General features: G+C 69.5%; 20 protein-coding genes. 12 read left to right on the top strand and 8 right to left on the bottom strand.

The genetic code is table 11. The annotated features are described in order from the left end of the window. Positions 1 to 610 precede the first annotated feature (610 nt). The 4 genes from HUA75_RS32165 (at position 611) to HUA75_RS32150 (ending at position 7,125) form a co-directional block, all read left to right on the top strand. Positions 611 to 2,020 carry a pitrilysin family protein gene (locus HUA75_RS32165; RefSeq protein ID WP_174488557.1) on the top strand — a complete coding sequence of 470 codons (1,410 nt, stop codon included), beginning with the start codon at positions 611 to 613 and terminating at the stop codon, positions 2,018 to 2,020. After that, positions 2,017 to 3,486 (top strand): pitrilysin family protein, encoded by a 1,470-nt coding sequence (locus tag HUA75_RS32160; protein ID WP_174488556.1) that lies wholly within the window; start codon positions 2,017 to 2,019, stop codon positions 3,484 to 3,486. The genes HUA75_RS32165 and HUA75_RS32160 overlap by 4 nt, the downstream gene beginning before the upstream one ends. 171 nt (positions 3,487 to 3,657) lie before the next feature. Next, complete coding sequence (locus tag HUA75_RS32155) at positions 3,658 to 5,322, top strand: fibronectin type III domain-containing protein (protein ID WP_254627863.1); 1,665 nt, start codon at positions 3,658 to 3,660, stop codon at positions 5,320 to 5,322. A gap of 252 nt (positions 5,323 to 5,574) precedes the next feature. Continuing rightward, positions 5,575 to 7,125: a hypothetical protein gene (locus HUA75_RS32150; protein ID WP_174488554.1), complete on the top strand. Its 1,551-nt coding sequence runs from the start codon at positions 5,575 to 5,577 to the stop codon at positions 7,123 to 7,125. 46 nt (positions 7,126 to 7,171) lie between these two features. Here HUA75_RS32150 and HUA75_RS32145 read toward each other — a convergent pair whose 3' ends face one another. The 5 genes from HUA75_RS32145 to HUA75_RS46280 all read right to left on the bottom strand — a co-directional run bounded on the left by HUA75_RS32145 (position 7,172) and on the right by HUA75_RS46280 (position 12,671). Continuing rightward, entirely contained in the window at positions 7,172 to 8,422 is a 1,251-nt protein-coding gene (locus HUA75_RS32145) for a DUF1615 family protein (RefSeq protein WP_174488553.1), read from the bottom strand. A gap of 188 nt (positions 8,423 to 8,610) precedes the next feature. Further along, positions 8,611 to 9,321 carry a hypothetical protein gene (locus HUA75_RS32140; protein ID WP_174488552.1) on the bottom strand — a complete coding sequence of 237 codons (711 nt, stop codon included), beginning with the start codon at positions 9,319 to 9,321 and terminating at the stop codon, positions 8,611 to 8,613. A gap of 349 nt (positions 9,322 to 9,670) precedes the next feature. Then, on the bottom strand, positions 9,671 to 10,480 hold the full coding sequence (locus HUA75_RS32135; RefSeq protein WP_174488551.1) for a hypothetical protein: 810 nt from the start codon (positions 10,478 to 10,480) through the stop codon (positions 9,671 to 9,673). Between the two features lie 201 nt (positions 10,481 to 10,681). Next, entirely contained in the window at positions 10,682 to 12,487 is a 1,806-nt protein-coding gene (locus HUA75_RS32130; protein ID WP_174488550.1) for an acyl-CoA dehydrogenase, read from the bottom strand. Between the two features lie 22 nt (positions 12,488 to 12,509). Then, on the bottom strand, positions 12,510 to 12,671 hold the full coding sequence (locus tag HUA75_RS46280; RefSeq protein ID WP_217446356.1) for a hypothetical protein: 162 nt from the start codon (positions 12,669 to 12,671) through the stop codon (positions 12,510 to 12,512). Between the two features lie 352 nt (positions 12,672 to 13,023). On the opposite strand from HUA75_RS46280, the gene HUA75_RS32120 reads away from it, so the two are divergent. Both HUA75_RS32120 and HUA75_RS32115 read left to right on the top strand, forming a co-directional pair. Beyond that, complete coding sequence (locus HUA75_RS32120) at positions 13,024 to 13,275, top strand: hypothetical protein (RefSeq protein WP_174488549.1); 252 nt, start codon at positions 13,024 to 13,026, stop codon at positions 13,273 to 13,275. 73 nt (positions 13,276 to 13,348) lie between these two features. Beyond that, positions 13,349 to 14,446, top strand: coding sequence for a serine hydrolase domain-containing protein (locus HUA75_RS32115; protein ID WP_371746239.1), 1,098 nt, complete (start codon positions 13,349 to 13,351; stop codon positions 14,444 to 14,446). A gap of 16 nt (positions 14,447 to 14,462) precedes the next feature. Here HUA75_RS32115 and HUA75_RS32110 read toward each other — a convergent pair whose 3' ends face one another. Further along, the gene (locus HUA75_RS32110) at positions 14,463 to 15,020 is read right to left on the bottom strand and encodes an ECF-type sigma factor (RefSeq protein ID WP_174488547.1); all 558 of its coding nucleotides are present in this window, start codon (positions 15,018 to 15,020) and stop codon (positions 14,463 to 14,465) included. 558 nt (positions 15,021 to 15,578) lie between these two features. Between HUA75_RS32110 and HUA75_RS32105 the strand changes: the two genes are divergently transcribed. Next, positions 15,579 to 17,627 carry a methyl-accepting chemotaxis protein gene (locus HUA75_RS32105; RefSeq protein ID WP_141643000.1) on the top strand — a complete coding sequence of 683 codons (2,049 nt, stop codon included), beginning with the start codon at positions 15,579 to 15,581 and terminating at the stop codon, positions 17,625 to 17,627. 201 nt (positions 17,628 to 17,828) lie between these two features. Here HUA75_RS32105 and HUA75_RS32100 read toward each other — a convergent pair whose 3' ends face one another. Both HUA75_RS32100 and HUA75_RS32095 read right to left on the bottom strand, forming a co-directional pair. Further along, a complete protein-coding gene (locus HUA75_RS32100) occupies positions 17,829 to 18,122 on the bottom strand; it encodes a hypothetical protein (RefSeq protein ID WP_141643001.1) in 294 nt (97 codons plus the stop codon). A 55-nt stretch (positions 18,123 to 18,177) separates the two neighbouring features. Further along, entirely contained in the window at positions 18,178 to 18,474 is a 297-nt protein-coding gene (locus HUA75_RS32095; RefSeq protein ID WP_174457363.1) for a hypothetical protein, read from the bottom strand. Positions 18,475 to 18,749: 275 nt separating this feature from the next. On the opposite strand from HUA75_RS32095, the gene HUA75_RS32090 reads away from it, so the two are divergent. The 5 genes from HUA75_RS32090 (at position 18,750) to HUA75_RS32070 (ending at position 23,319) form a co-directional block, all read left to right on the top strand. After that, positions 18,750 to 19,685, top strand: a complete 936-nt coding sequence (locus HUA75_RS32090; protein WP_174488546.1) for a proline racemase family protein — start codon at positions 18,750 to 18,752, stop codon at positions 19,683 to 19,685. Beyond that, on the top strand, positions 19,682 to 20,818 hold the full coding sequence (locus tag HUA75_RS32085) for an FAD-binding oxidoreductase (RefSeq protein WP_174465390.1): 1,137 nt from the start codon (positions 19,682 to 19,684) through the stop codon (positions 20,816 to 20,818). Before HUA75_RS32090 ends, HUA75_RS32085 begins: the two co-directional genes overlap by 4 nt. Then, positions 20,811 to 21,080: a (2Fe-2S)-binding protein gene (locus HUA75_RS32080; RefSeq protein WP_141643005.1), complete on the top strand. Its 270-nt coding sequence runs from the start codon at positions 20,811 to 20,813 to the stop codon at positions 21,078 to 21,080. The genes HUA75_RS32085 and HUA75_RS32080 overlap by 8 nt, the downstream gene beginning before the upstream one ends. Positions 21,081 to 21,154: 74 nt before the next feature. After that, the gene (locus HUA75_RS32075) at positions 21,155 to 22,432 is read left to right on the top strand and encodes an FAD/NAD(P)-binding oxidoreductase (protein WP_174488545.1); all 1,278 of its coding nucleotides are present in this window, start codon (positions 21,155 to 21,157) and stop codon (positions 22,430 to 22,432) included. Continuing rightward, positions 22,429 to 23,319, top strand: a complete 891-nt coding sequence (locus HUA75_RS32070; protein ID WP_141643007.1) for a dihydrodipicolinate synthase family protein — start codon at positions 22,429 to 22,431, stop codon at positions 23,317 to 23,319. The genes HUA75_RS32075 and HUA75_RS32070 overlap by 4 nt, the downstream gene beginning before the upstream one ends. Positions 23,320 to 23,381 lie beyond the last annotated feature (62 nt).

Below are 23,381 nucleotides of genomic sequence, written 5' to 3'. Positions count from 1 at the left end.
CACTTGTTTGCACTCCTCCCTCGTCGGTATCGGACCCGCGAAGTCCGCGCGATGCGCCAGCAGTACTTCCGAGCGCGACAGCTCCGCGCACCTGACGAGTGCTTCTTCAATGCGGTCTTTCGTCCCTGCCTCCAGGACCCGTAGTGCCTCACGAAGCGACGCTCCCAGCGTGGCGACCGTTGGCCCTGGCGCCCGGGCGAGGTCCTTTCCGGCGAGCGCGGCGCAGGTCTCTGGTCGCTGTCGGCAGGAGTTCGAGACCGTGTCGAAGTGATAGCTGCCTGCTCCCTGAGCGGGCGTCGTCGCGCAGCCCGCGAGGACCCAAACGAGGGATGCGGCCAGCAGACTCCATCCCGAGGGAGACTCGAAGCCTGGCGATGCACGACTTCCTGCGAACATGGAATGACTCGAATGGAACCTCGGGCCTTGAGGCCAAGGCTCCCAGCACCGTGGGTGCGTGGGATGGTAGCCCGGCTCGCTGGCTGTGGACGCGCCGCGGCGTGCTCGGAGCCTGAGCTTCACCCGTCCCGCCGCGTAGGTACGGGGGGCTGAAACTGGAATATCGTGCGCCGCCGCCCGTTCCCGGGCGTCTTCCTCTTTGACAGGAGCACGGATGTTCCGTCAGTCCCTCCTCTGGACGTCGTGCCTGGCGCTGCTGGTGGCTCCCGCCGCCGGCGCCCAGGCGCAAGGCAAGGCGGCCTCCAAGCCCGCCGCCTCGTCCTTCCAGAAGCTCGGCGCCAGCGTCGAGACCCGCACCTTCAAGAACGGCCTCAAGGTCATCGTCTGGCCCGACCACGACATCCCCAACGTCGCCCTCTACAACTGGTTCCGCGTTGGCAGCCGCAACGAATACCCAGGCATCACCGGCCTGTCCCACTTCTTCGAACACATGATGTTCAACGGCGCCAAGAAGTTCGGCCCCGGTGAGTTCGACCGCGTCATGGAGGCCAACGGCGGCTCCAACAACGCCTTCACGTCCGAGGACGTCACCGTCTACCAGGACTGGTTCCCGCGCACCGCCCTCGACATCATCTTCCAGCTCGAAGCCGACCGCCTCCAGCACCTCGCCTTCGACCCCAAGGTCATCGAGTCCGAGCGCGGCGTCGTCTACTCGGAGCGCCGCTCCGGCGTGGACAACAACAACGAGGGCGCCCTCGCCGAGCAGGTCCAGGCCACCGCCTTCGTCGCCCACCCCTACCAGTTCCCCGTCATCGGCTGGCCCTCCGACATCGAGTCGTGGCGAATCGAAGACCTCCAGCGCTACTTCAAGACCTACTACGCCCCCAACAACGGCACGCTCATCTTCACCGGCGCCGTCACGCCCGCTGAAATCTTCGCGCTCGTGGAGAAGTACCTCGAGCCCATCCCCGCCCAGCCCGCGCCCGAGCCCGTCCGCACCCAGGAGCCCGAGCAGCAGGGAGAGCGCCGCGTCGTCGTGAAGAAGATCTCCCAGTCCCCGCTGCTCCAGCTTGCCTACCACGGCATGTCCGGCAAGGACGCCGATGTGGAGGCCCTCACCCTCCTGCTCAACATCCTCGGCGACGGCGACTCCTCCCGCCTCCACCGCCGCCTCGTCGAGGAAGAGCGCGTCGCCATCCGCACCAACACCATGTACACCCCCGGCTTCGACCCGGGCCTCGTCTGGTTCACCGCCGACCTGCCCACGGGCGGCGACCTGGCGCGCGTCGAAGCCCTCATCACCGAGGAGCTCGCCCGCGTCGTGAAGGACGGCGTCACCGACGCCGAGCTGCGCAAGGCTCGCAACATCACCCTCGCCAACTTCTGGCGCTCGCTGGAGACCATCAACGGGCGCGCGTACGCGCTCGGCTCCTCCGAGGTCTTCCGCGGCGACTTCCGCAAGGTCTTCGACGCCCCCGCTCGCTACGAGCGCGTCTCCCGCGACGACATCCGCAAGGTCGCCGCCCGCGTCTTCGTCCCCCAGCGTCGCACCGTCGGCTGGCTCGTCCCCACCGAGGCCGCCGACTCCGCCACCCCCGCCACCCGCAAGGAGGCCGCGCGATGATTGCCCCCCTCTCCTGGAAGACCGTCCTCGCCGCCGTCCTGCTCTCCTCGGGCCCGGCCGCCGCCCAGGGCGCCACTCCTCCGAAGCCCGCCGCCGCGACCACCGCGGCCCCCCAGGGCGTCACCCTCCCCAAGCCCACCACCGTCACGCTGAAGAACGGCGCGCGCGTGCTGCTGGTGGAGCGCAAGGACCTGCCGCTCGTCGCCTTCAGCGCGTGGCTGCGCGGCGGCGCGCTCGCGGACCCCGCTGGCAAGGAGGGCCTCTCCGCCCTCACCGCGGAGCTGCTCCAGAAGGGCGCGGGCACGCGTGACGCCCGCCATTTCGCCGAGGCCGTGGACGGCGTCGGCGGTGTGCTGGAGACGCGCGCGGAGCTGGAGAACCTGGTCGTCAGCGGCCAGTTCATGTCCCGCGACAGCGCGCTGATGGTGGAGCTGCTCGCGGACCTGCTCACCCGCCCGCGCTTCGCCCAGGACGAACTGGAGAAGACGCGCGCGCGCATGGCCTCCGAAATCACCGCCGCCAAGGATGGTGACCCGCGCGGCCTCATCAACACCTACTTCGAGGCCTTCCAGTTCACCGGTCACCCCTACGGCACCCCCGTGGACGGCACCGAGGCGTCCCTGCCGGGCCTCTCCCGCGACGACGTGCTCGCCTACGCCAAGAGCCAGCTCGGCGGCGACAGGCTCATCCTCTCCGTCGTCGGTGACTTCGACAGCAAGGCGCTCGCCGCGAAGCTGGAGGCCGCGCTCGGCGGCTGGGCCCGCGCCGCCAGCCCCGCCCCGGAGGTCGCCACCACCACCGTCTCCAAGGGCCGCCGCGTCCTGCTGGTGGACAAGCCCGACGCCACCCAGACGTACTTCTCCATCGGCAACACCGGCATCGCCCGGAACGACCCGGACCGCGTCACCGCGAACCTGGCGGGCACGGTGCTCGGCGGACGCTTCACCTCGCTGCTCAACACCGAGCTGCGCGTGAAGTCCGGCCTGACCTATGGCGCCCGCGCCGGCTTCTCCCCGAGCGCCCACCCCGGCCCGTTCGTCATCAGCTCCTTCACCCAGACGGACAAGACAGACAAGGCCATCGACATGGCCCTGGATGTCTTCACCCGCTACCGCAAGTCCGGCATGGATGACGCCATGCTGGCGTCCGCCAAGTCCTACGTGCTGGGCCAGTTCCCGCCCCGGCTCGAGACGGGCGGCCAGGTGGCCGACAAGCTTTCGGAGCTGGCCTTCTACGGCCTGGATGCCAGCGACGTGGATGGCTTCGCCACCGCCGTGGCCGCCACCACCCGAGAGGGCGTGGGCACCGTCATCCAGCGCGCGCTGCCCGCCCCGGAGAACCTCACCTTCGTCCTCATCGGCAAGGCCTCCGCCATCCGGGAGATGGCTCGCAAGTACGGCCCCGTCACGGAGATGAAGATTTCAGACAAGCGCTTCTCCCCGCCGCCCGCGCCCGCCAAGCGCTGAAGCAGGCTCCCACGTCATCCGGGCCCGACACACTTGAACACCCGTCGGGCCCGGGTGTCACACATGGCGCGCAATGCCTTGCGCCGTGAACACGATTGCCCCTGTTGGGCCTCCCCGATGCCATCGGCTAGGGTTGACTGGCCTTACTTGAATTGGGGGCTTCACGTGAAGATGCTGCGTTTTTCTTTCCTGCTGGGCGCGACGTGTGTCGCGGCGCTGGCGGGGTGTGGAAGTGATTCGTCCGTGCCAGGGGGACTCGGAGAGGGCTTGTCCTCCGTGGACACGGATTCCAATGCCTCGGGTGACGGGACGTGGATGGGGGAGCCCGTCGCCGAGGGTTGTGGGCCGGATGCGGGAGTGCCCGGGGATGGTGGCTCGCCCGACGCCGGCGTGGATGGAGGGCCTTCGAATCAGCGCGCGGTGCTGGTGAAGGACACCACCCGCTTCTACACGTCGGTGGGCGTCGCCGAGCGCGAGGAGGACCTGTCAGCGAATCCTCCCGAGGTGCTCGTGTTCAACGGGTCCACCTTCACGCTGTTCCTGGGCTCGGCGGCGAACGGAGGGTGGCTCTTCACGGGGGTTCCTCCGGGGCCGTTCTACCTGCGCACGGGGGGGACCTACCTGGTGACGTCCTCGCGCTACGTGGACATCGGCCGCAACCGCCTGGGCCGGCCGGATGCCGAGTACGCGGAGGTCTCCATCTCGCCCCTCCAGGCCAACCTGCTGGGCCTGGCGCCGTGGAAGCCCTACACGGGCAGCTTCCAGCATGGCTCCAGCCTGCAGCTCACCTCCGGGCAGGTGGACCTGTATGCGTCTCCCTTCTTCTACGAGGGGGTTGCCGACGGAGCCACCTCCATCGTCACCTCCCTGGCCGAGCTGGGCTCGAACCTGGGCCACTTCCCCGTCTTCGAAGCGGACCGAGGGGACCGGCTGTACATCAATCAGTTCAGTCAGTTCAGCGCGGGCTCGCTCCCGGATGGACGTCCGCTGGGGTACTCCGCCGTGGAGCGCGCGGTGCAGGCGGGTGCTTTCGACCACAGGCCCGACGGCATCACCCCGATTCCCGTCACGGGGCTGCTCCAGCCGGTGCGGATGCGGGAGTTCCCCCTCGAGTGGCGCCTGCCGGAGTTCGCCCGGCTCACTTCGGAGGTCCATCCCAACGCGCTGCCCGGACTGCCCCGGTTCGATATCGTGCCTGGCCCGCACGGGCTGGCGGACGGGTGGATTGGTTATACCGGTGAGCTGCTCACGGTGGACCTGCCCCGGGGGGCCGCGTATGACTTCACGGCCCGCCTGAAGTTCGGCAATCCCTATCCGTCGAACTGGGGCCTGGTTGGCGTGGTGTCCTACTCGTACCGGAATCAGGAGGCGCTGCCGGATGGCTCGGGCAGGCTGGGCAGCATCTCCGGGAGCTACACGGCCTGGGATGAGTTCGACCACCTCATCGCGGGGCCCGTGGTGCCGCGGGTGTCGCCGCCCCGGTCCTTCACCATCGACGGCGTGCCCGCGAGCGCTCCGCGCAAGGTGGGCACCGCCAGTCCCGTGCTTGCCTGGGTTCCGCCGGCGATCGGCACGCCCGCGGCCTACCGGGTGTCCATCTCGCGGCTCGACCTGGAGTCCGGCTTCTCATCGACGTGGAGGGCGTTCTACCTGCCCGGCTCGGCCACCCAGCTCCGGCTGCCTCCGGAAGTCCTCGAGCCGGGCACCACGTACCACGCCACGGTGGCCGCCATCGACAGCCCCCAGCTCGACATCGAGTCGTACCCCTTCAGGACCCTGGAGCGGCTGCCCTACCGCTCCGCCAGCACCGTGAGTTCCTACTTCACCACGCCGTGAAGCGTGCGTGACGGTTGATGGAATGGCACCCCGGCCCCGGCGTTCTTCATGACGCCGGGGCCTTCGTGTGTCTGGTGTTTCCGGTGGCGCACGGCTCGCGCGCGCGAAACGCAGGTCGCCTCGAGATGTCTCAGGGGCGTCTCAAGTACTTGCGCGGTGAAGGCGGGTCAGACGTCCCTGGGAGGCTCCATGGTATCGGGCGGGGAGCACGATTCCTCCTGAGACAGGTGTTTCATCATGATGATGCCGCGGATGTCTTCCCTGCTGGGCACGACGTGTGTCGTGTGGCTGGCGGGGTGTGGAAGTGGTGCGTCCCCCTCCGAGCGGGAGCCCCAGGCGACAGGCCAGACGCTGCTCGCCGATGACACGGTGCTGGTGACGAGCACCACGCGCTTCTACACCTCGGTGGGCATCGCCGAACGCGTCGAGGACCTGTCGGCGAGTCCTCCTGAAATCTACACCTATGACGGGGTCCGCTTCTCGCGAAACACCGGCTCCGCGGTGCCGGGAGGGTGGCGATTCACGGGCGTGCCGCGAGGGGAGTACTACCTGCGCGCGGACCGCATCAACATGACCGACATCCTCACGTCCGCGCGTCACGTGGACCTCGGCATCAACCGTCTGGGGCGTCCGGATGCCGTCTATACGGACGTCGACTGGTTTCCCCTCCAGCTCGACCTGCGAAACCTGTCGCCCTGGGTGCCGTGGACGGGCGACTACCAGCAGGGCTCCAGCTTTCAGGTGGTCTCCTCGGAGGTGGACATGATGGGGGAACTGACCCTCTTCGAGGCTTTCCCCGAGGGGGCGACCTCCATCGTCACCAATGAGGCGGGGCTGCTCTCCTATCTCTGGACCAACATCCCCGTGTTCCAGGCGGACCGGGGGGACCGGCTGTACGTCAATCAGTTCAGTGAGTTCATCGCGGGCAGGACGTCCGATGGGACGTTGGTGGGCTACTCCTCCTTGACGCGCTCCGTGCACCTGGCGCCCTTCGACCTGGTGCCGAGCTGGGAGGAGCCCTTGCCCCTGCCCATCTCCGCGGAGTTCCAGCCCGTGAATGAAAGAGAGGTCGCTCTCGATTGGCGCCTGTCCGAGTTCGCACGCATGGCTCCGGAGGCCCACCCGCGCGCCGTCCCCAGGGGGTCCTCGTTCGCGGTCCGGCCCGCTCCCCATGGACCGGCGGATGGGTGGGTTGGCTACGCGGGGGAGTTGCTCTGGATGGACATGCCCCAAGGGACGGCGTCTGACTTCACGACCCGCCTGCGGTTTGGCAACCCGTACCCTTCGAACTGGGGCGTGGTCGGCAGTGTGTCCACCCTTTATTTCTCTCCGACACAACTGCCGAGCAACCCGGCGCGTTTCATCAATCTGGCGAGTTCCTATACCGCGACCGAGGCGATCGAGGACCTCACCGCCGGCCCGGTGATTCCGAAGGTGTCGCCGCCTCGCTCCTTTCGCATCGACCGGAAGCCGGCCAGCGACCCTCAGCGGGTGAGCTCGCTCAACCCCATGATTTCCTGGGTCCCTCCCGCCGTCGGCAAGCCCACGGCCTATGAGGTCAAGGTCAGGCAGTACCTCCCCGAGTACGGTGCCATGCTGGACCTGGGGTCCATCTATGTCCCCGGCTCGGTCAGGGACGTGCGACTGCCCCCCGGAAAGCTAAAGCCGGGCGCCGAATGCTACGTGACGGTGACCGCCGTCTACGCGCCCCTGTGGGACGTGGAGCATGCTCCGCTCAGCACGCGGGACACGGTGCCCTACCGCTCCGCTGGCGCCTTCAGTTCCTTCTTCACCGTGCCCTGAGGCGGCGGCGCTGATGGCCCCGGCGTTCGTCGTGACGCCGGGAATGTCACTTGGGGCGGGTGACGTTCCGGGGCGGGGCGGGCGGCGTCGTCAGCGCGCGGTAGCGGCCCTGGCACTTCTGGAAGCGCGCATCCACCGAGCGCGCGAACCACGCCGTGGTGCGCTCTCCCTTCAGCTTGGGGCTCTGGAGCGTCACCTGGGGGAGCTGGGCGTACGCGGGGGATTCCCCTGTCTGGTTCGCGTACACGCGCTTCACCGCGCGGAAGGTCTCCGTGGACTCGAAGTCCTCTTCCTTCTCCTTCTTCACGTCGCGGCGGACCTGCCGCTCGCTCAGCTCCGGAGCGTGGTCGCGACGGAAGGCGAGCAGCGCCGCCAGGGACTTGCTGTCCTCCGAGCGGGGGTCGCCGTTCTTGTCATAGAGTTGCAGGTCTCCGTCCAGCACCAGCGACACCCGGGTGAGCTGGCCCACCTGGGCCTGGAGCGCGGCGTTGCGCGAGGCGTAGACGCCAGCGTTGTAGTCGGCGAAGCGGAAGAGGGGCTGGGGATACGCGGCCTCGTAGCCGAGCAGCCGCGCGGTGCCGAAGCGCACTCCACCCGCGCGCGTGTATAGCGACTCGCGCACCTTCACCGGGTCCGCGTCCTCGCCTTCCTTCTCCACGGCGTATCGGACGCTCACCTGCATGGAGCCCGCGGTGGTGACGGGGTTGAGGTCCTCCAGTCGCCGCGAGGAGAACAGGGCGCTGGCCAGGTTCATCGTCGCGAACGTCGTGGGGTACTCGGCTTCGTAGTACGCGAGCATGTCCCGGAAGAGTCGGTCGAGGTCTCGTTCCGTGCGCACGGTGCGCAGGCGCTCGTCGAAGGTGCGCTTCTGGCCGGCAGCCTTGCCCGCGAGCACCGAGGCCAATGCCTTGTGGCCCAGCGGGCCCAGCGTGTCCGCGTGCTCCTCCAGTCGCGTGCGGACCATGCGCGGGAGGTTCGGGACCGCGGGGTCCGACTGGAAGCCGGATTCCTGTTCGATGACGGCGAGCACGGAGCACACGGCCGAGGGCGACGGCGGCACGTCCTCCGCTTCCAGCGCGGCGAGGACGTCTCGTGCCCAACCCTCGCGCTCCTTCACGTGGGGCGGGAGGAGCTGGGTGACCTGCTGGACCGAGAGACGCGGCGGTGGTGGCACGGTGGGCTCGGGCGTGCCCACGCCTCGCGGGGTGCACGCGGCGAGTGCGCAGACCAGGGCCCAGGCGACGCGTGCACGTCCGCGCCGCCGCGTTCCGGTTCCACCTGGGCCTGGGTCATCCATCCGCTTTGCCTCCGGGCACGACACGAGGTTCCACCGAGGTTCGACGGTGGAACAGCCGGCGCGGCGACATCGTCCCGCCGCCGTGTTCCTCGACGGCGGGGCAGCGGGGCCATTCAGTCCGTGACTCGGGGCGTCATCCTACCTTGCCCCGAGGTGGCGGAGGGAGTGGGTTTCAGGCGGACTTCGGCTCAGCGACGGATGCGCACGTCGCGCGCCACGGAGCGCCCACCCATGAGGACGAAGCGCGCTCGCACGGGGGTGCCTGCCTGGAGCTGGCGCAGGGAGACGCGCCGTCCCTGGCGAACGCCCTGGCTGCGCTCGTCGAGCGTCAGCACGTAGTCGCTGCCGTCGCTGTCGCGCACGGTGATGGTGTCGCGGCCCACGCGGGTGACTCGGCCGCTCACGGCGCTGGAGGCAATGACGACGTCCTCGAGCGCGCGGTTCGAGGTGTTCTCGGGGAGCGCGGCCTGCGCTGCGCGCGCGGCGCCCTTGAACCAGTCTTCATCGTCGCTCGCCTGGACCGCTTCGGTGCCGATCATCACCCTGCCGGTCCCGGGGGCCTGGGTCGTCGTGCCGGCCGTGGCGGTGGTGCCGGTGCCCGTTGCACTACTGGCCCCAGCGTTGCCCGTGTTTCTCGCGGCGTTGCCGGTGCCAGTTGTATTGCCGGCCGACGTGTTGCCCGTGTTTCTCGCGGCGTTGCCGGTGCCCGTCGCATTGCTGGCCGACGTGTTGCCCGTGCTCCTCGTGGCGTTGCTGGTGTTCCGCGCCGCCGAGTTGCCCGTGTTCCCGGTCGCCGCGTTGCCAGTTCCCGGTACGGTGCCGGTGTTCCTCGCCGCGTTGCCTGGAGCTTCAGCGGAGTCCTGCGTGGCGCCAGTCTGGCCCGTGACTCCTCCCGCCATGCTCGGAGGTGGCACCGCCTGCTTCGACTGTCCACTCGCGGACTGCGCACTCGTCGCGGGGTCTTGTCCTTGCCGCTCGGCACACCCAGACACCCACGCGCAGAGCCCCAACATTCCCACCCACGCCCATCGCCTGCCCATCCAGTCACCTCGCGTTCCCATTCCGCGTTACGTGCCAGGAGACCTGTGCAAAAGGCGTGCTCCTATCGACCAGGGCGTGGGCCTGAGCGCTCGTGAGGGCTCACCGCGAAGTGCCTCGGGCAGCCGAGGGACCTTCAACGCTCGGTCGCCTGCTCGCGAGGTGGGGCGGCTGGGGGCGCGACGTCAGCTCACGTGGGGTCCGCGTCGCTCAGGCCGTCATCGTGCGAGCCACGGCCTTCACGTGTGTGCGCACCAGTTCCCGTGCCGCCATCAACTCCGTGGCGTTGGTGGGCGTGTATCCCAGGCACAGCACCACGTCGTCCTCGGGTGAAGCCCGCACGCCCAGCTTCATGTAATCGAGCATTCGCGGCACCGGCTCGCCCTCCGTGTCGCGCGTGAAGCGGCCGAAGACCGCCGCGTTCGGGTCTCTTCGGGGCGCGGTCTCCTTCAGCGCGAACAGCCGCCGTGTCGCCGCGAGCACGTCCGGCTTCTCCACCATCCGCTCCGGGCGCGCCGGTCCCGCGAGCTCCCACTCCAGCAGCCGCAGGCAGCCGCGCACGAACTCCACGTCGGTGATGACCAGGCCGTACAGGTACCAGTCCGCGCACGCGGCAAGCACCAGTCGCGCCTGCGCGTCCGTGAGCCAGCCGAAGGAGGGGCAGGTGAAGGTCTCGCACACCGATGAGCGGTAGACGCCGCAGTCGCGCAGGTCCGCGCCCCCCGTCACCTTCGGATGCCCAAGGCACCCCACCTGCTTGCGCTCCTTGTCCAGGAAGCCCAGCAGCGGACACACCCGGACGGCGGCGAACATCGGCGCCGCGCGCCGTGCCTCCACCAGCTCCCGCGCCGCCGCATGCCACGACTCCGGCTCCATCGGCGCTCGACGCAGCCGCTCCGTCTGCATGGCGAGCTGCTCCGTCAGCGCGACGCGCGAGTGGTCCTTGAAGTTGTAGAGGCCACAGCAGGCGCCGCACGAGGCGCCTCCACCGGGCTGACACAGGTGGAAGGAAACCGTCACGACTCACATCTTACGAACACCAACGATTTATGCAGCGGAATCGTAGCGAGCAGGCGGGCAACCGGCCCCAGGAGGGCAGGCGAGCGGGCGCCTCGGCCCGTCTGGGAGGCTCGCTCCACTCCTTCGAGGGTCGCCCCCCGGGAGAAAGACTCCCGGGACTCGGCGTGGCTTCACCCCTTCACCCGTCGGTGGGCGGTGGGCTCAGAACCACTCGGGCCGCATCCGGGCGTAGGAGTCCTCGCCGGTGCGGCACAGGTGAATCAGCAGGGGAATCCGGGGCAGCTCCACGGCGAACCAGTACTGCGCCGTCGCGAGCTTGCCCTCGTAGAAGTCCGCGTCGCCCTGGCCCCGCGCGAGTCCTTCCTTCGCGGCGGCGGCCTGCTCCAGCCAGCGCCACGCCACCGCCAGCACGCTGAACAGGTCCAGGAAGTCCGCGCTGTGGCGCAGCATCAGCTCCACCTCTCCCGCCGCCCCCCGAGCACCCAACTCCGCGACCAGCTCCGCCACCTCGCCCGTGGTGCGCTCCAGCGCCTCACCCCACGTGGCCTCCACGCCGGCCTTCCGGGCCCGCGCCACGGTGCGGCCCACCGCGTCCGCGAACGTCGCCAGCGCCGCGCCACCACCGGCCACCACCTTGCGACCCAGCAGGTCGAGCCCCTGGATGCCCGTGGTGCCCTCATGGATGCTGTTGAGCTTCTGGTCCCTCAGCCATGCTTCCGGCAGGTACTCACTGGAGTAGCCGTAGCCGCCGTGCACCTGCACCGCGAGCGCGTTGGCCTCGAAGCCGCGCTCCGCGGGGAAGCTCTTCGCCACGGGCGTCAGCAAATCCACCAGCAGCCCCGCGCCGCGCCGCGTGTCCTCGTCCTGGGCATGCATCGCGAGGTCCGCCTGATACGCCGCCGTCACCAGCAGCGACAGGCCGCCTTCGACAATCGCCTTCTGCCGCAACAACATGCGCCGCACGTCCGCGTGCTCGATGATGGGGTGCTGCGGGCGCGTGGCGTCCTTGGCTCCCACGGGGCGGCCCTGGGGCCGCTCGCGCGCATAGGCCACCGCCTCGTGGTACGCGACGGACGCGGTGGCCACGCCGTTGAGGCCGACCATGATGCGCGCCTCGTTCATCATCTGGAACATGCACGCCAGCCCGCGCCCGGGCTGCCCCACCATCCACCCCCGGCAGTCGCCCGACTCGCCGTAGTTGAGCACGAGGCTGGGGATGCCCTTCCAGCCAATCTTGTGGATGACGCCAGCCACGCGGACGTCGTTGTCCACCAGCGCGTCACCCTCACGCCGCCGCGCCGGCACCGCGAACAGGGAGATGCCTCGCGTGCCGCTCTCCACGCCCTCCGTGCGCGCCAGCGTGAGGTGCACGATGTTCTCGCTGAAGTCCTGGTCCCCACCGCTGATGAAAATCTTGGAGCCCTGGAGGCGCCACGTCCCATCCGCCGCCAGGGTCGCGCGCGTCCTCACGTCCGCCAGGCTGCTGCCCGCCTGCGGCTCGGTGAGGGCCATGGTGCCCGTCCACTCGCCCCGGTACAGCGGCTCCATGAAGGCCGCCTTCACCTCCGCGGTGCCGAAGGCCTCCAGTAGGTGCGCGGCGCCGTGCGTCAGTCCCAGATAGGCATACGCGCTCAGGTTGGCCGCCATCAGATAGGCGCTGGCCAGCGCGTGGACGGTGAGCGGGAGCTGCTGTCCGCCGACTTCCGGAGGCCTTGTGGCGGTGAGCATCCCCAGCTCCACCAGGCGCGGATACAACTCGCGCATCAGCGGATGGACGCGGACTCGGCCGTTCTCGAACGTGGGCGGCTCCGCGTCCAGCGTCCGATACGTGGGGTAGAGCACCTCGCGAGCGAAGCGACGCGCGCTGTCCAGGAGCAGGCCGAAGGTCTCTCGTGAGTGCTCCGCGAAGGCGGGCAGTTCGCACAGGGCGGCGACACGCACCACCTCGTCGAGCTGGAAGTCCACGTCGCGGTCCGACAACAACGGATTGGGGCGGGGCGCGGTCATGCCCCGGTTGTTAGCAGGAGCGTTACCAGGAGGCGATGGCCACTTCGAAGTCGAGCGCCTCCTCGTCGCGCGCTTCGCCCGCCCCGCCGCCGCGCGTTCGCAGTGCGGAACGTCGCCAGCGCTTTCCCGGTCGGCGCGGTGACTGGTGTCGCTCACCCAGGGCTTCCAGAACGGCGAAGGTCATCGGCTCCACGCCCAGTCCCCTGCTGCCCGCGGGCCGACGCATCCGCCCCAGGATTCGGCGCCTCCGAGGTCCTTCATCCCAGCCCGATGCTGATGTGCTCCACATGACAGGCTCCTGCTCCTCGGAGGCATGCGTTTCCACTTGCACGTCTGGCGGCTGAAGTTGGGTCTGCACCTGGGTCCATGCCAGTGTGGGGAGCGCTCGCCCCTTCGCCGTCAGTAGGGAGGGCAACGGAGAGGCCGAGCGATTGTCTGCTCGTCTGCCATGACCCGCCGACCACTCACCCCGAGGACTCGACCGTCCGTCGAGGCTGTCCGCGCGGCGCGGTGTCGGGCACCGGATACTCCCGTCCATGCGACGCACGCTCATGCTCCTGGCCACGGCGCTGACGCTGGTCGCCGTCTTCCTGCTGCTGCACCTGCTGGGCGCACGCCAGTACGTGGGCGCGCTGTCCGGCACGAGGGAGGGCGGCGCGCTGGGGCTCGTCCTGGGCCTGCTCTACGCGCTGGCGTGGTTCGGCGCGGTGCTGTTGGCCCCCATCCTGTTGCTGGCGGGACTGGCGGGAGCCTCGCTCCAGGGGGCTCCACCCACGCGACGCGGTTGAAAGTCCGCGCGAGGCCCGCGCGTTCTCGCGCATCATCGGGCGCATGAACCGCCCCGCGCTCGGAGCCGTCCTCGTGTCCGTTCTCTGCGTCCTCACTGGCTGTGCCGGCACCGCGCCGAACGTCCGGCACGCTCCCGAGGTGGACGCGCTCTTCGCGGACTACAGCGGCCCGGAGCGGCCCGGGGCCAGCCTCGTCGTGCTGCGGGAAGGGAAGGTCGTGCTCAGCCGCGCCTATGGCCTGGCGGACGTGGGCACCCGGACGAAGGCCACGCCGGAGAGTCATTACCGGCTGGCCTCGCTCACCAAGCAGTTCACCGCGATGGCCATCCTGCTGTTGGTGGACGAGGGCAAGCTCCGGCTGGAGGACCGCGTGGTGGACGTGCTCCCCGGGTTCCCCTCGTACCTGGGCGAGGTCCGCATCCACCACCTGCTCCAGCACACCTCCGGCATCTGGGACTACGAGGCGTTCGTCCCGGCCACGCAGACCGAACAGGTGAAGGACCGCGACGTGCTCCAACTGCTTTCGCGCGCGGACCGCACGTACTTCCCGCCGGGGAGCGCGGTGCGCTACAGCAACTCCGCCTACGCGGTGCTCGCCCTCATCGTGGAGCAGGTGAGCGGCACGTCCTTCGCCGGCTTCCTGCGCGCACGAATCTTCACCCCCAGCGGCATGGCCTCCGCCGTCGCCCACCAGGAGGGGGTCTCCACGGTGTCCCAGCGGGCCTACGGCCATGCGAGCCGCGAGGAGGGTTTCGTCCCCAGGGACCAGAGCAACACCAGCGCCGTGCTGGGGGATGGCGGTGTCTATGCGTCCGGGGTGGACCTGGCCGCGTGGGATGTCGCGTTGGATTCACACGCGCTGGTGGACGCGAAGACGCAGGCGCTCGCGTGGACGCCGGTGAAGCTCCCGGATGGCGCCTCCGGGCGTTATGGCTTTGGCTGGTTCGTCGACGAGGACCAGGGCCGCACGCGCCTGTCACATCACGGTGAGACGTGTGGCTTCACCAACGCCATCGTGAAGTATCCGGGCCAGCGTCTCACCGTCATCGTCCTGACGAACCGCGCGGGCGGTGCGCCGTGGACGCTCGCGCAGCAGGTCGCCGACCTGTGGCTGGGCACGGCCGCGACGCCGCGCCCCTGGCCTTTCGAGAGCATGGCCAACGCGCACTGAAACAGCGCGACAAGCCTCAGTGGCTCAGTCGCTCCGTCAACCAGACGCGCGCGTAGGCCCAGTCTCGTTTCATCGTGGCCTGCGACACACCCAGCGCCGTCGCCGTCTCGGGGAGGCTCAGGCCCGCGAAGTAGCGCAGCTCCACCAGCCGGGCGAGCCGGGGTTGGAAGGTCTCCAGCTCCGACAAGGCCTCCTCCAACTGGAGGACCTCCAGGTCAGGGCCCGGGGCTTCCAGGTCCAGGTGGCGGATGCTCAGCCACTCCCGCCGCGCGTCGCGCCGCTGATGGAGTGAGGCGCGGGCCCGGTCCACCAGCACCCGCCGCAGCGCCTGGACGGCGACCCCGAAGAAGTGGCGACGGTCCTCGGGTTGGAGCGCATCCGTCCCGAACAAGCGCGTCCAGGCATCCTGAATCAGCACGGTGGGCTGTAGGGGATTGTGGGGAGCCATCTCGGGTTGGACGGCGCGGGCCATCCGCCGCAGCTCCCGATAGGTGGCCGCCGTCAGCGCGTCCCTCGCGCCCAGGTCTCCCTCTCGTGCTCCCTCCAACAAGACCGCCAGCTCCGTCGTGCTCATGGTGTCCCCCGCGGCTCCAACCGCGCCGCCCCACGGAAGCGCTCTCCGCGTCCCTCCTTAACGACGGATTCGCGGGAAATCCTTGAGTGGCCGGAAAGTACCCCTCACGCGGAAACCATCAGGCAAGGCCCGGAGATCGGGGTGGACGCCCGGAGCACGGCGCCGGGAGGTCGCGAGCGCTCGGCGGCCGTCCGCGCTTCGATACATCACATCCCGAGTTGATACATCGACGCGGACGCGGGCGGGCTTGTCACCGGGCTCAACGCAGCTCGTCGTTTGATGACAGGTCGCTGTTCCATGAACACAGTGGAGTTCTGTTCCAGATGTCGAGCCTGTCGACATGTCACAAGGTATCGCGCGAGGAGCAGACGGGCGGGGCGAGGAGGACCCGTTTACATTCGTGTCCAAGAAGCCCGAGCATCGTGTTCATCCATGCTTTTGCTCCGCGGTTCGTGTCACGTGTCGACAGCTTGTCGTGTCTCGGGTTTTTCAACGTGTCCTCCTGTGCAGGGTGGTTTCGCGGGGAGGGCCGTCTCGGGGTTGGCGAGGCTGGGGTGGATGGTGCTCATGCTGCTCGTGCTCGCGCCCTCGGCGCGGGCGGAAGGCCCGGGCGCGCGGAGCGTGGAGCTGGAGAGCGGGTGGCGGTATCGCTGGGGTGACTCGCCGGTGGGGCCGGATGGCGTGCCCACGTGGGCGCATGAGGCGGACGCGGAGGACTGGCGGCCCATGGTCGCGTTGCGTGAGCCTCCAGGGAAGGAGTCAAACACCTTCCTGTGGCTGAGCCTCCCCGTGCCGCACGGGACGTGGCTTGAGCCCGCGCTCTTCCTGGGCACGGTGGCGAATGCGTTCGAGGTGTACGCCGGGGGTCGCCGCGTCTACGCGAGCGGGACGATGAATCCCTCGGGCCATGAGTCGATGGAGAACATGGCGTGGAACCTGGTGACGCTGCCTCCCTCGGTGCCCGGCACGCGGGTGTTGCTGCGCATCCAGAGCACCGGGCAGACCATCGGCGCGAGCCGGGAGGCGCGGGTGGGCTCGCGGCACGAGCTGGCCGCGCGGGTGACGCGTGACGGGCTGGCGCCCTTCGTCATGGGCACACTGCTGCTCGTCGTCGCGGCGGTCTCCGCGGGGGCGGCCCTGCTGCGGCGCCAGAGACGGATGTTGGTGGCGCTCACGGTCTTCGCCGGAGGTTCGGGGCTGATGTTGCTGGGCTCCAGCGGGCTGCTGGTGTCCCTCTGGGACGCGAAGCTCTTGAGCAGTCAGCTCACGCTGCTGGGCGCCTACCTCCTCCTGCCGGGACTGGGGTGGTTCATCTCCGACAGCATCCTGGAGGGACAGCTGCGCTGGTTCCGCTGGGGCGCGACGGTGCTCTCCGTGCCCGCCGCCCTCCAGAGCCTGATGTTGTTCGTGGACCTGGGGACCGTGTATCGGCAGCTGCACCTCTTCACGTTCTACTCGCTGCCGTGCCTGTTCCTGTGCGTCATCGTCGCGGCCCGCGCCGCGTGGCGGGGGAGCATCGACGCGCGCATCTTCGTCGTGGGCCTGGGCGTGCTCACCTTCGTGCTGCTGCTCAGCACGCTGCCTTTGCTCGGGTTCACGGAAGTGACGGGCACCTACCACCACTGGGGTTTCATGGCGCTCACGGTGTCCCTGGTGGGCATCGTCGCGCGGCGCTCGACGATGGTGGTGCGCTCATTGGCGTCACACACGCGCCAGTTGGAGGCGCGGAGCAAGGACGTGCGGGAACTGGCCACGGGCATGGGCCGCGGCGCCGGGGAGCTGGCGACGGTGGTGCAGCAGCTGCGCACGTCGAGCGAGGAGCAGACGGTGGGCATTGGCCGTCAGGCGACGGCGCTCAAGGAGTTGGAGCAGACGGTGCAGGAAATCCGTCAGGGCTCGCTGGTGACGGCGGACAAGACGCGACTGCTGGCCAGCTCCATCGTCGTCGCGGAAGAGGCGGGTCGCGACGGCGGCGCGGCCATCGACCGGACATTGAGCAACCTGGAGGCCATCCGGGTGGAGGTGTCGGAGATGGCCCGGCGCATCCTCGCGCTGGATGCGCGCACGCGGGAGATTTCCGGCATCGTCGACACGGTGAAGGGGCTCGCGGACCAGTCCAACATGCTGGCCGTCAACGCGGCGATTGAAGCCGCGCGCAGCGGTGAGCACGGCCGGGGTTTCGCCGTGGTGTCGCGCGAGGTGCGCAGCCTCGCGGACCAGTCCATCCTCGCCACGCAGCGCATCCGCGAGGTGCTGGAGGGGGTGAACACCAGCATGCGCGAGGCCGCGAAGATGAGCGAGCAGGGCGAGCAGCGGGTGAAGGTGAGCCTGGACGCGGTGCGCGTCTCCGGCTCGCAGCTGCAGAAGCTGGCGGGCATCATCGGCGACACCAGCAGCAGCGTGCGGCAGATTTCCATGGCCGTGTCCCAGCAGGACGCGGGCACGTCCCAGATAGCCATGGCCATCCAGGACCTGTCCGGACAGATGCAGCAGACGCTGCGGGTCGTGGAGGAGACGCAGCGGGTGTCGCGCTCGGTGCAGACGCTGGCGGAGAGCATGTCCGGCGCGGCCGGCAAGGCGCTCCAGTCGGGCACGCTGGGCGCGTGAGTGCCCGTGACGACGCGTGGCCACGTGCAGGTGTGTGCCGCCATGGTCGAAGCGCGTTCCCGACGCGGCGCCGGGGGCCAGCGTGGAGTGGGTGTTCACACACGCGGCCAGGGTGATGCCAGGCCGCGTGGTGAACGGGAGTTCCTTCTCCATGCCCACGCCCGGTGCGCCGAGCGAGGACAGGCCATGTCCCAGCTCAGTTCAGCGAGTGGGTTGGCCCGGACAGACGCCGCTCCAGTACCCGACATACGGCGTCGAGGTGTCACCCCAGGTGACGACGGTGCCTCGGCACTTGCAGATGATTCCGCCCACCTGCTCGAAATGGGAGGCGTCGCTGTAGAAGTTGTACTCCCACAGCATCGTGCCGTCGCACGCGTCGAGCGCACCCACCTGGCTGACGTTGGGGGCCTGCTCCGCGTCTTCCTCGCCCGTGACGCCGCACCCCGAGAGGACTCCGAACGCCAGCATGGCTCCGATGAGGTGACGCGACTTCATGTCGAACTCCGTGGGTGGAAGGTCTGATGCCACTGCGTGGCGATAGTAATCGAAATCAGGGGTCGATGGGGGCGGGGCAGAGGGGGATGACGGAGTCGCACGCGAAGCGCTGGGTGCAGTAGCCGCCCGCCTGCGTGGGCCAGGCGTAGGCCGTCCCGTAGGCGGAGCCCGGGGGACACTCCAGGGTGTGCTCACTGACATGGCACCATTCAGCGGGGTCGCACTCCCAGGGGCCGGAGAGCGACTGGCGGACCGCGGCCTCGGCCTCGGGGCCTTGCGATTCAGCGCCTCCTCCACAGCCAGTCAGCAGCAAGGCCACCACGAAGGCACCGCTCCACGTCTGACGATTCATTGAACGCTCCCGGGGATGAGGGAGTGCGACTTCACTTCCAGTGGCGGCTGGCGCCAAGGAGAATCGAGGGGGCGGCGGTCCTGGCCGGGCGCGTCACCACCCGCTGGAGCCACCCCTGTCGCCGGCGCGCGTGTCCCGGCGAGTGTCCCCGAGGAGGCCTGCTCGCTGGGGCATTTGCGTGATTGCCTCGCGAGTGTGGTCGAATCTCCCAAGAAACAGCGCCTCGGGACTCCTAGGGTGGCTCATGGGAGGCCCGGGTAGAGGGAGTGGTTCGCATGCGGCGCATTCGTGTCATCGACAGTCATACCGGGGGTGAGCCCACGCGCGTGGTGACGGACGGAGGCCCGGAGCTGGGAGCGGGCGATCTGGCGAGCCTGCGCGAGCGCTTCCGCGAGAAGTTCGACGCCTTTCGCAAGGCCATCGTCTGCGAGCCTCGTGGGTCCGACGTCATGGTGGGCGCGCTGCTGTGTCCGCCCGTCAGCGCGGCGAGCGTCGCGGGCATCATCTTCTTCAACAACGTCGGCTATCTCGGGATGTGTGGCCACGGGACCATCGGCGTGGTGAAGACGCTGGAGTACCTGGGGCGCATCGGTCCTGGTGTCCACTCGCTGGAGACTCCCGTCGGCGTGGTGAAGGCCACGCTGCATCCGGACGGGCGCGTCAGCATCGCCAATGTGCCGAGCTACCGGTGGGCGCACGACGTAGCCGTGTCCGTGCCGGGACATGGCGAGGTGCGCGGCGACATCGCCTGGGGTGGCAACTGGTTCTTCCTCTCCCGCGCCACGCAACTGCCGCTGGAGCTGTCGCGGACGCCCGCGCTCCTGGCGTACACCTCCGCCATCAAGCAGGCGCTCGCGGACCAGGGCATCACCGGGGAGGGCGGCGCGGAGATCGACCACGTCGAGCTGTATGCCCCGTCTCCGACGCCTGGGGTGGATGCTCGCAACTTCGTGCTCTGTCCGGGGCTGGCCTATGACCGGTCTCCGTGCGGCACCGGGACGAGCGCGAAGGTCGCGTGCCTGGCGGCCGAGGGTGTGCTCGCGGAAGGCGCGACGTGGGTGCAGGAGAGCATCCTCGGCAGTCGCTTCGAGGCGCGTTACGTCCGTGACGGCGCGCGCATCCTGCCCACCATCACCGGCACCGCGTCCGTCAACGCGGAGGCCACGTTGCTGGTGGACCCGACGGACCCGTTCGCCTGGGGCATTGGATGAGCGCCTTCGACTGCGTCATCGTCGGCGGTGGCATCGTCGGCGCGGCGCTCGCGGATGTGCTCAGCGCCGACGGTGTGTCGGTGGCGCTCGTCGAGGCGCGGTCCATTGGCGCGGGGACGACGGCGTGTGGCATGGGCCACCTGGTGGCCATGGATGACAACGCGGCGGAACTCGCGCTGACGTCGTGGTCCGTGTCGCTGTGGCGAGAGCTCGCCGATGGACTGCCTCGCACGGTGGAGTATGACGCGTGTGGCACCCTCTGGCTCGCCGCCGATGACGAGGAGATGGCCGCGGTCTCCGCGAAGGTGGCGAACTACCGCGCCGCGGGTGTCCGTGTCGAAGTGCTCGACAGCGCGGCGCTCTATGAGGCCGAGCCCGCGCTTGCTCCGGGACTCGTGGGGGCGCTGCGCGTCGTGGATGATGCCGTGCTGTATCCGCCGCTCGCCGCGCGGACCTTCGCGCTGCGTGCCCAGGCCCGTGGCGCGCGGCTGATGACGGGGTGTCCGGTTCGGGAGCTGCGCCCGGGAAGTGTCGTGCTCTCCAACGGTGACGTGCTGACGGCACGGCACATCGTGCTCGCGGCGGGGGTGGCCAGTCCCGCGCTCTGCCCTGGGCTGCCCATCTCTCCGCGCAAGGGACACCTGCTCATCACCCGGCGCGGGGCTCCCGTGGTGCATCACCAGTTGGTGGAGCTGGGTTACCTCAAGAGCGCGCACGGCACGGACGGCGCTTCCGTGGCGTTCAATGCCCAGCCACGTGTCACGGGGCAGCTCCTGCTGGGCTCGTCGCGACAGCCGGGTGATGCGACGCGCGAGGTGGACGCGGCGCTCCTGGAGCGCATGCTGAAGCGCGCAGCCATGTTCCTTCCAGGGCTCGATGGCTTGCAGGCGCTGCGCGTCTGGACGGGGCTGCGTCCGGCGACCCCGGATGGTCTGCCGTTGCTGGGGCCGCATCCGGAGAAGCCGTGGCTCTGGCTGGCTTGTGGCCATGAGGGGCTCGGTATCACCACGGCCACGGGCAGCGCGCGACTGGTGGCGGACCAACTGCTCGGGCGCACCAGCGCCATCGATGCGCGTCCGTATTCACCCGCACGCTTCCTGACGGCGTCTTCTCGGGAGACTGCTCATGCGTGAGACAGCGTCGAAGGCCGTCACGCTCGTCACCCTGCGCATCAACGGGCGTGCTGTCACGGTGCCGGTGGGAACGTCTGTCGCGGCTGCGCTGGCGATGACGGACAGCTTCGTCAGCCGCGCGGACCTGAGCGGGCGCCCTCGTGGCCCCCTCTGTGGAATGGGCGTCTGCTTCGAGTGCCGAGCCACCATCGATGGCGTGCCCGAGGTCCTCATGTGCCTGACGCCGTGCCGTGAGGACCAGGAGGTGGTGACCGATGCGTGAGGCCTGTGACCCCTTGGCTGGTGCCGGTCTCGGAAGGTTCGCCGCGGCTTGCCGCGCGGATGAGGTGTGCACTCATGCGTGAGGCCTGTGACCTCGTGGTCGTCGGCGCAGGACCGGGCGGACTCGCCGCCGCTTGCCGTGCGGCCGAGGCAGGGCTGGATGTCCTCGTCCTCGACGCCCAGCCAGAGCCGGGAGGGCAGGTCTGGCGAGGCGAGGCCCGAAAGGGCACGAATCGTCTCGCGCGTCGGTGGCTCTCACGCTTCTCCGCGTCGGGCGCTCGCTTTCGTCCAGGCGCCCGCGTCGTCGCCGCTCCCGAGCCCGGCGTGCTCCTGGTCGAAGAGGGCTCCTCGTCGTTCGCGGTGCGCTACGGCCGCGCGGTGCTCGCCACCGGCGCACGCGAGCGCTTCCTCCCGTTCCCCGGTTGGACACTGCCGGGCGTGCTGGGCGTCAGCGGACTCCAGGTGCTCGTGAAGGACGGCCTCCCCATGCGCGGCAAGCGCGTGGTGCTCGCCGGCACGGGCCCGTTGTTGCTCGCCGCCGCCGCGACGATTCACGCCCACGGTGGCGAAGTCCTCTACATCGCCGAGCAGGCCTCCGCCGCGAGCCATTGGAGCTTCGCCCTCCAGCTCTGGCGACACCCGGCCAAGCTGCTCCAAGGCGCCCTGATGTCCGCGACGCTCATCAGCGTGCCCACGTCCACGGACGCCTGGGTCATCGCCGCTGAAGGCGAGGACCGGTTGGAGTCGGTCCGCCTGTCCGTGCGCGGTCGCGAGGAGCAACTCCAGTGTGACTACCTGGGCGCGGCCTACGGGCTCGTGCCCAATCTGGAAGTGGCGCGGCTGCTGGGCTGTGAGACCTCGGCGGGAGCGGTGGTCGTGAACGAGCGCCTGGAGACACGCGTCCCCAAGGTCCACGCCGTGGGCGAGCTGCTCGGCATCGGCGGCGTGGACCAGGCGCTCGTCACCGGAGAGCTGGCCGGACTCGTCGCCGCCGAGCAACCCATTCCCATCGAGCTGGAGCGCACCTGGCATCGCGTCCGTACGTTCGCCGCCCGGCTCGCGCTGCATGACGCGCCCCGCGCGGAGCTGCGACGACTGGCCACGCCCGACACGCTGCTGTGCCGCTGCGAGGACGTGCCCATGTCCGCGCTGGAGGGCTGTCAGAACCTGCGCGAGGCCCGGCTGTACGCCCGGCTGGGCATGGGCGCCTGTCAGGGCCGCACCTGCGGAACGGCGGCGCAAACCCTCTTCGGCTGGTCGGGCGAGGACGCGCGCCCACCGTGCCTCCCGGCGCGCATCGGCAGCCTGCGCCTTCCCTCGGAAGTTTCCTCTACCCACACGAGAGAGTCATGAGCCTCTGGACTGGTGTCCTCCCCGCCATCACCACCCCCTTCAACACGGACCTGTCCGTCGACCACGGCACGGTGCGCTCACACGTGCGCTGGCTGGTGTCGCAGGGCTGCACCGGCATCATCCCCTGCGGCTCACTGGGCGAGGGCGCGACGCTGAGCCTGGAAGAGAAGGCCGCGGTGATGCGCACGTGCGTGGACGCGGTGAAGGCGCCCGTCATCCCGGGCATCGCCGCGCTGTCCACCGCGGAGGCCGTGCGCCTGGCTCGCGCCGCGGAGGAGGCGGGCTGCGCCGGGCTGATGGTGTTGCCCCCGTATGTCTATTCCAGCGACTGGCGCGAGATGAAGGCCCACATGTCCGCTGTCCTGCGCGCCACGAAGCTGCCGTGCCTGCTCTACAACAACCCCGTCGCCTACAAGACGGACTTCACCCCCGCCCACCTCGCGGAGCTGGCCGCTGAGCACGACAATGCGGTCGCCGTGAAGGAGTCCTCCACCGATGCCCGTCGCGTCACCGCCATTCGCGCCCTCCTGGGAGACCGGCTGGCCCTGGGCGTGGGCGTGGACGACTGCCTCGTCGAGGGCGTGGACGCGGGCGCGCGCTTCTGGGTGGCGGGATTGGTCAATGCGTTCCCCGCCGAGTCCGTGCGACTGCTCGAGCTGGCCCTCGCCGGAAAGAAGCAGGCCGCGTTCGAGCTGTACCGCTGGTTCCTGCCGCTCCTGCGCCTGGACACCGTCACCAAGTTCGTCCAGCTCATCAAGCTGGTACAGCAGGAAGTGGGCTGGGGCCACGAGCGGGTGCGTGGGCCTCGGCTGGAGCTGGCGGGTGCCGAGCGCGAGGAGTGCCTGCGCGTGTTGCGCGAGGCCCTGGCGAACCGGCCCGCGCTGTAGTGGCCGTTGCGCGGTGCGAAGTGTCCTGTATCGAAGCTGGAGGGGCGATGGGCCCCTCCCGG

Source organism: Myxococcus sp. CA040A (genome assembly GCF_013336725.1).
Classification (GTDB): Bacteria; Myxococcota; Myxococcia; order Myxococcales; family Myxococcaceae; genus Myxococcus; species Myxococcus llanfairpwllgwyngyllgogerychwyrndrobwllllantysiliogogogochensis.
The sequence above is the reverse complement of the archived record's forward strand: the minus strand, read 5'-3'. Positions and strand labels throughout refer to the sequence as shown.

Excerpts from the sequence above, each read along its gene's own strand:
- HUA75_RS32105 (WP_141643000.1), top strand. The coding sequence starts at position 15,579 with ATGGTGCTCATGCTGCTCGTGCTCGCGCCCTCGGCGCGGGCGGAAGGC.
- HUA75_RS32090 (WP_174488546.1), top strand. The coding sequence starts at position 18,750 with ATGCGGCGCATTCGTGTCATCGACAGTCATACCGGGGGTGAGCCCACG.
- HUA75_RS32120 (WP_174488549.1), top strand. The coding sequence starts at position 13,024 with ATGCGACGCACGCTCATGCTCCTGGCCACGGCGCTGACGCTGGTCGCC.
- HUA75_RS46280 (WP_217446356.1), bottom strand. The coding sequence starts at position 12,671 with ATGACCTTCGCCGTTCTGGAAGCCCTGGGTGAGCGACACCAGTCACCG.
- HUA75_RS32155 (WP_254627863.1), top strand. The coding sequence starts at position 3,658 with ATGCTGCGTTTTTCTTTCCTGCTGGGCGCGACGTGTGTCGCGGCGCTG.
- HUA75_RS32080 (WP_141643005.1), top strand. The coding sequence starts at position 20,811 with ATGCGTGAGACAGCGTCGAAGGCCGTCACGCTCGTCACCCTGCGCATC.
- HUA75_RS32140 (WP_174488552.1), bottom strand. The coding sequence starts at position 9,321 with ATGGCGGGAGGAGTCACGGGCCAGACTGGCGCCACGCAGGACTCCGCT.
- HUA75_RS32075 (WP_174488545.1), top strand. The coding sequence starts at position 21,155 with ATGCGTGAGGCCTGTGACCTCGTGGTCGTCGGCGCAGGACCGGGCGGA.
- HUA75_RS32130 (WP_174488550.1), bottom strand. The coding sequence starts at position 12,487 with ATGACCGCGCCCCGCCCCAATCCGTTGTTGTCGGACCGCGACGTGGAC.
- HUA75_RS32100 (WP_141643001.1), bottom strand. The coding sequence starts at position 18,122 with ATGAAGTCGCGTCACCTCATCGGAGCCATGCTGGCGTTCGGAGTCCTC.
- HUA75_RS32085 (WP_174465390.1), top strand. The coding sequence starts at position 19,682 with ATGAGCGCCTTCGACTGCGTCATCGTCGGCGGTGGCATCGTCGGCGCG.
- HUA75_RS32110 (WP_174488547.1), bottom strand. The coding sequence starts at position 15,020 with ATGAGCACGACGGAGCTGGCGGTCTTGTTGGAGGGAGCACGAGAGGGA.
- HUA75_RS32095 (WP_174457363.1), bottom strand. The coding sequence starts at position 18,474 with ATGAATCGTCAGACGTGGAGCGGTGCCTTCGTGGTGGCCTTGCTGCTG.
- HUA75_RS32150 (WP_174488554.1), top strand. The coding sequence starts at position 5,575 with ATGTCTTCCCTGCTGGGCACGACGTGTGTCGTGTGGCTGGCGGGGTGT.
- HUA75_RS32160 (WP_174488556.1), top strand. The coding sequence starts at position 2,017 with ATGATTGCCCCCCTCTCCTGGAAGACCGTCCTCGCCGCCGTCCTGCTC.
- HUA75_RS32145 (WP_174488553.1), bottom strand. The coding sequence starts at position 8,422 with ATGGATGACCCAGGCCCAGGTGGAACCGGAACGCGGCGGCGCGGACGT.
- HUA75_RS32165 (WP_174488557.1), top strand. The coding sequence starts at position 611 with ATGTTCCGTCAGTCCCTCCTCTGGACGTCGTGCCTGGCGCTGCTGGTG.
- HUA75_RS32070 (WP_141643007.1), top strand. The coding sequence starts at position 22,429 with ATGAGCCTCTGGACTGGTGTCCTCCCCGCCATCACCACCCCCTTCAAC.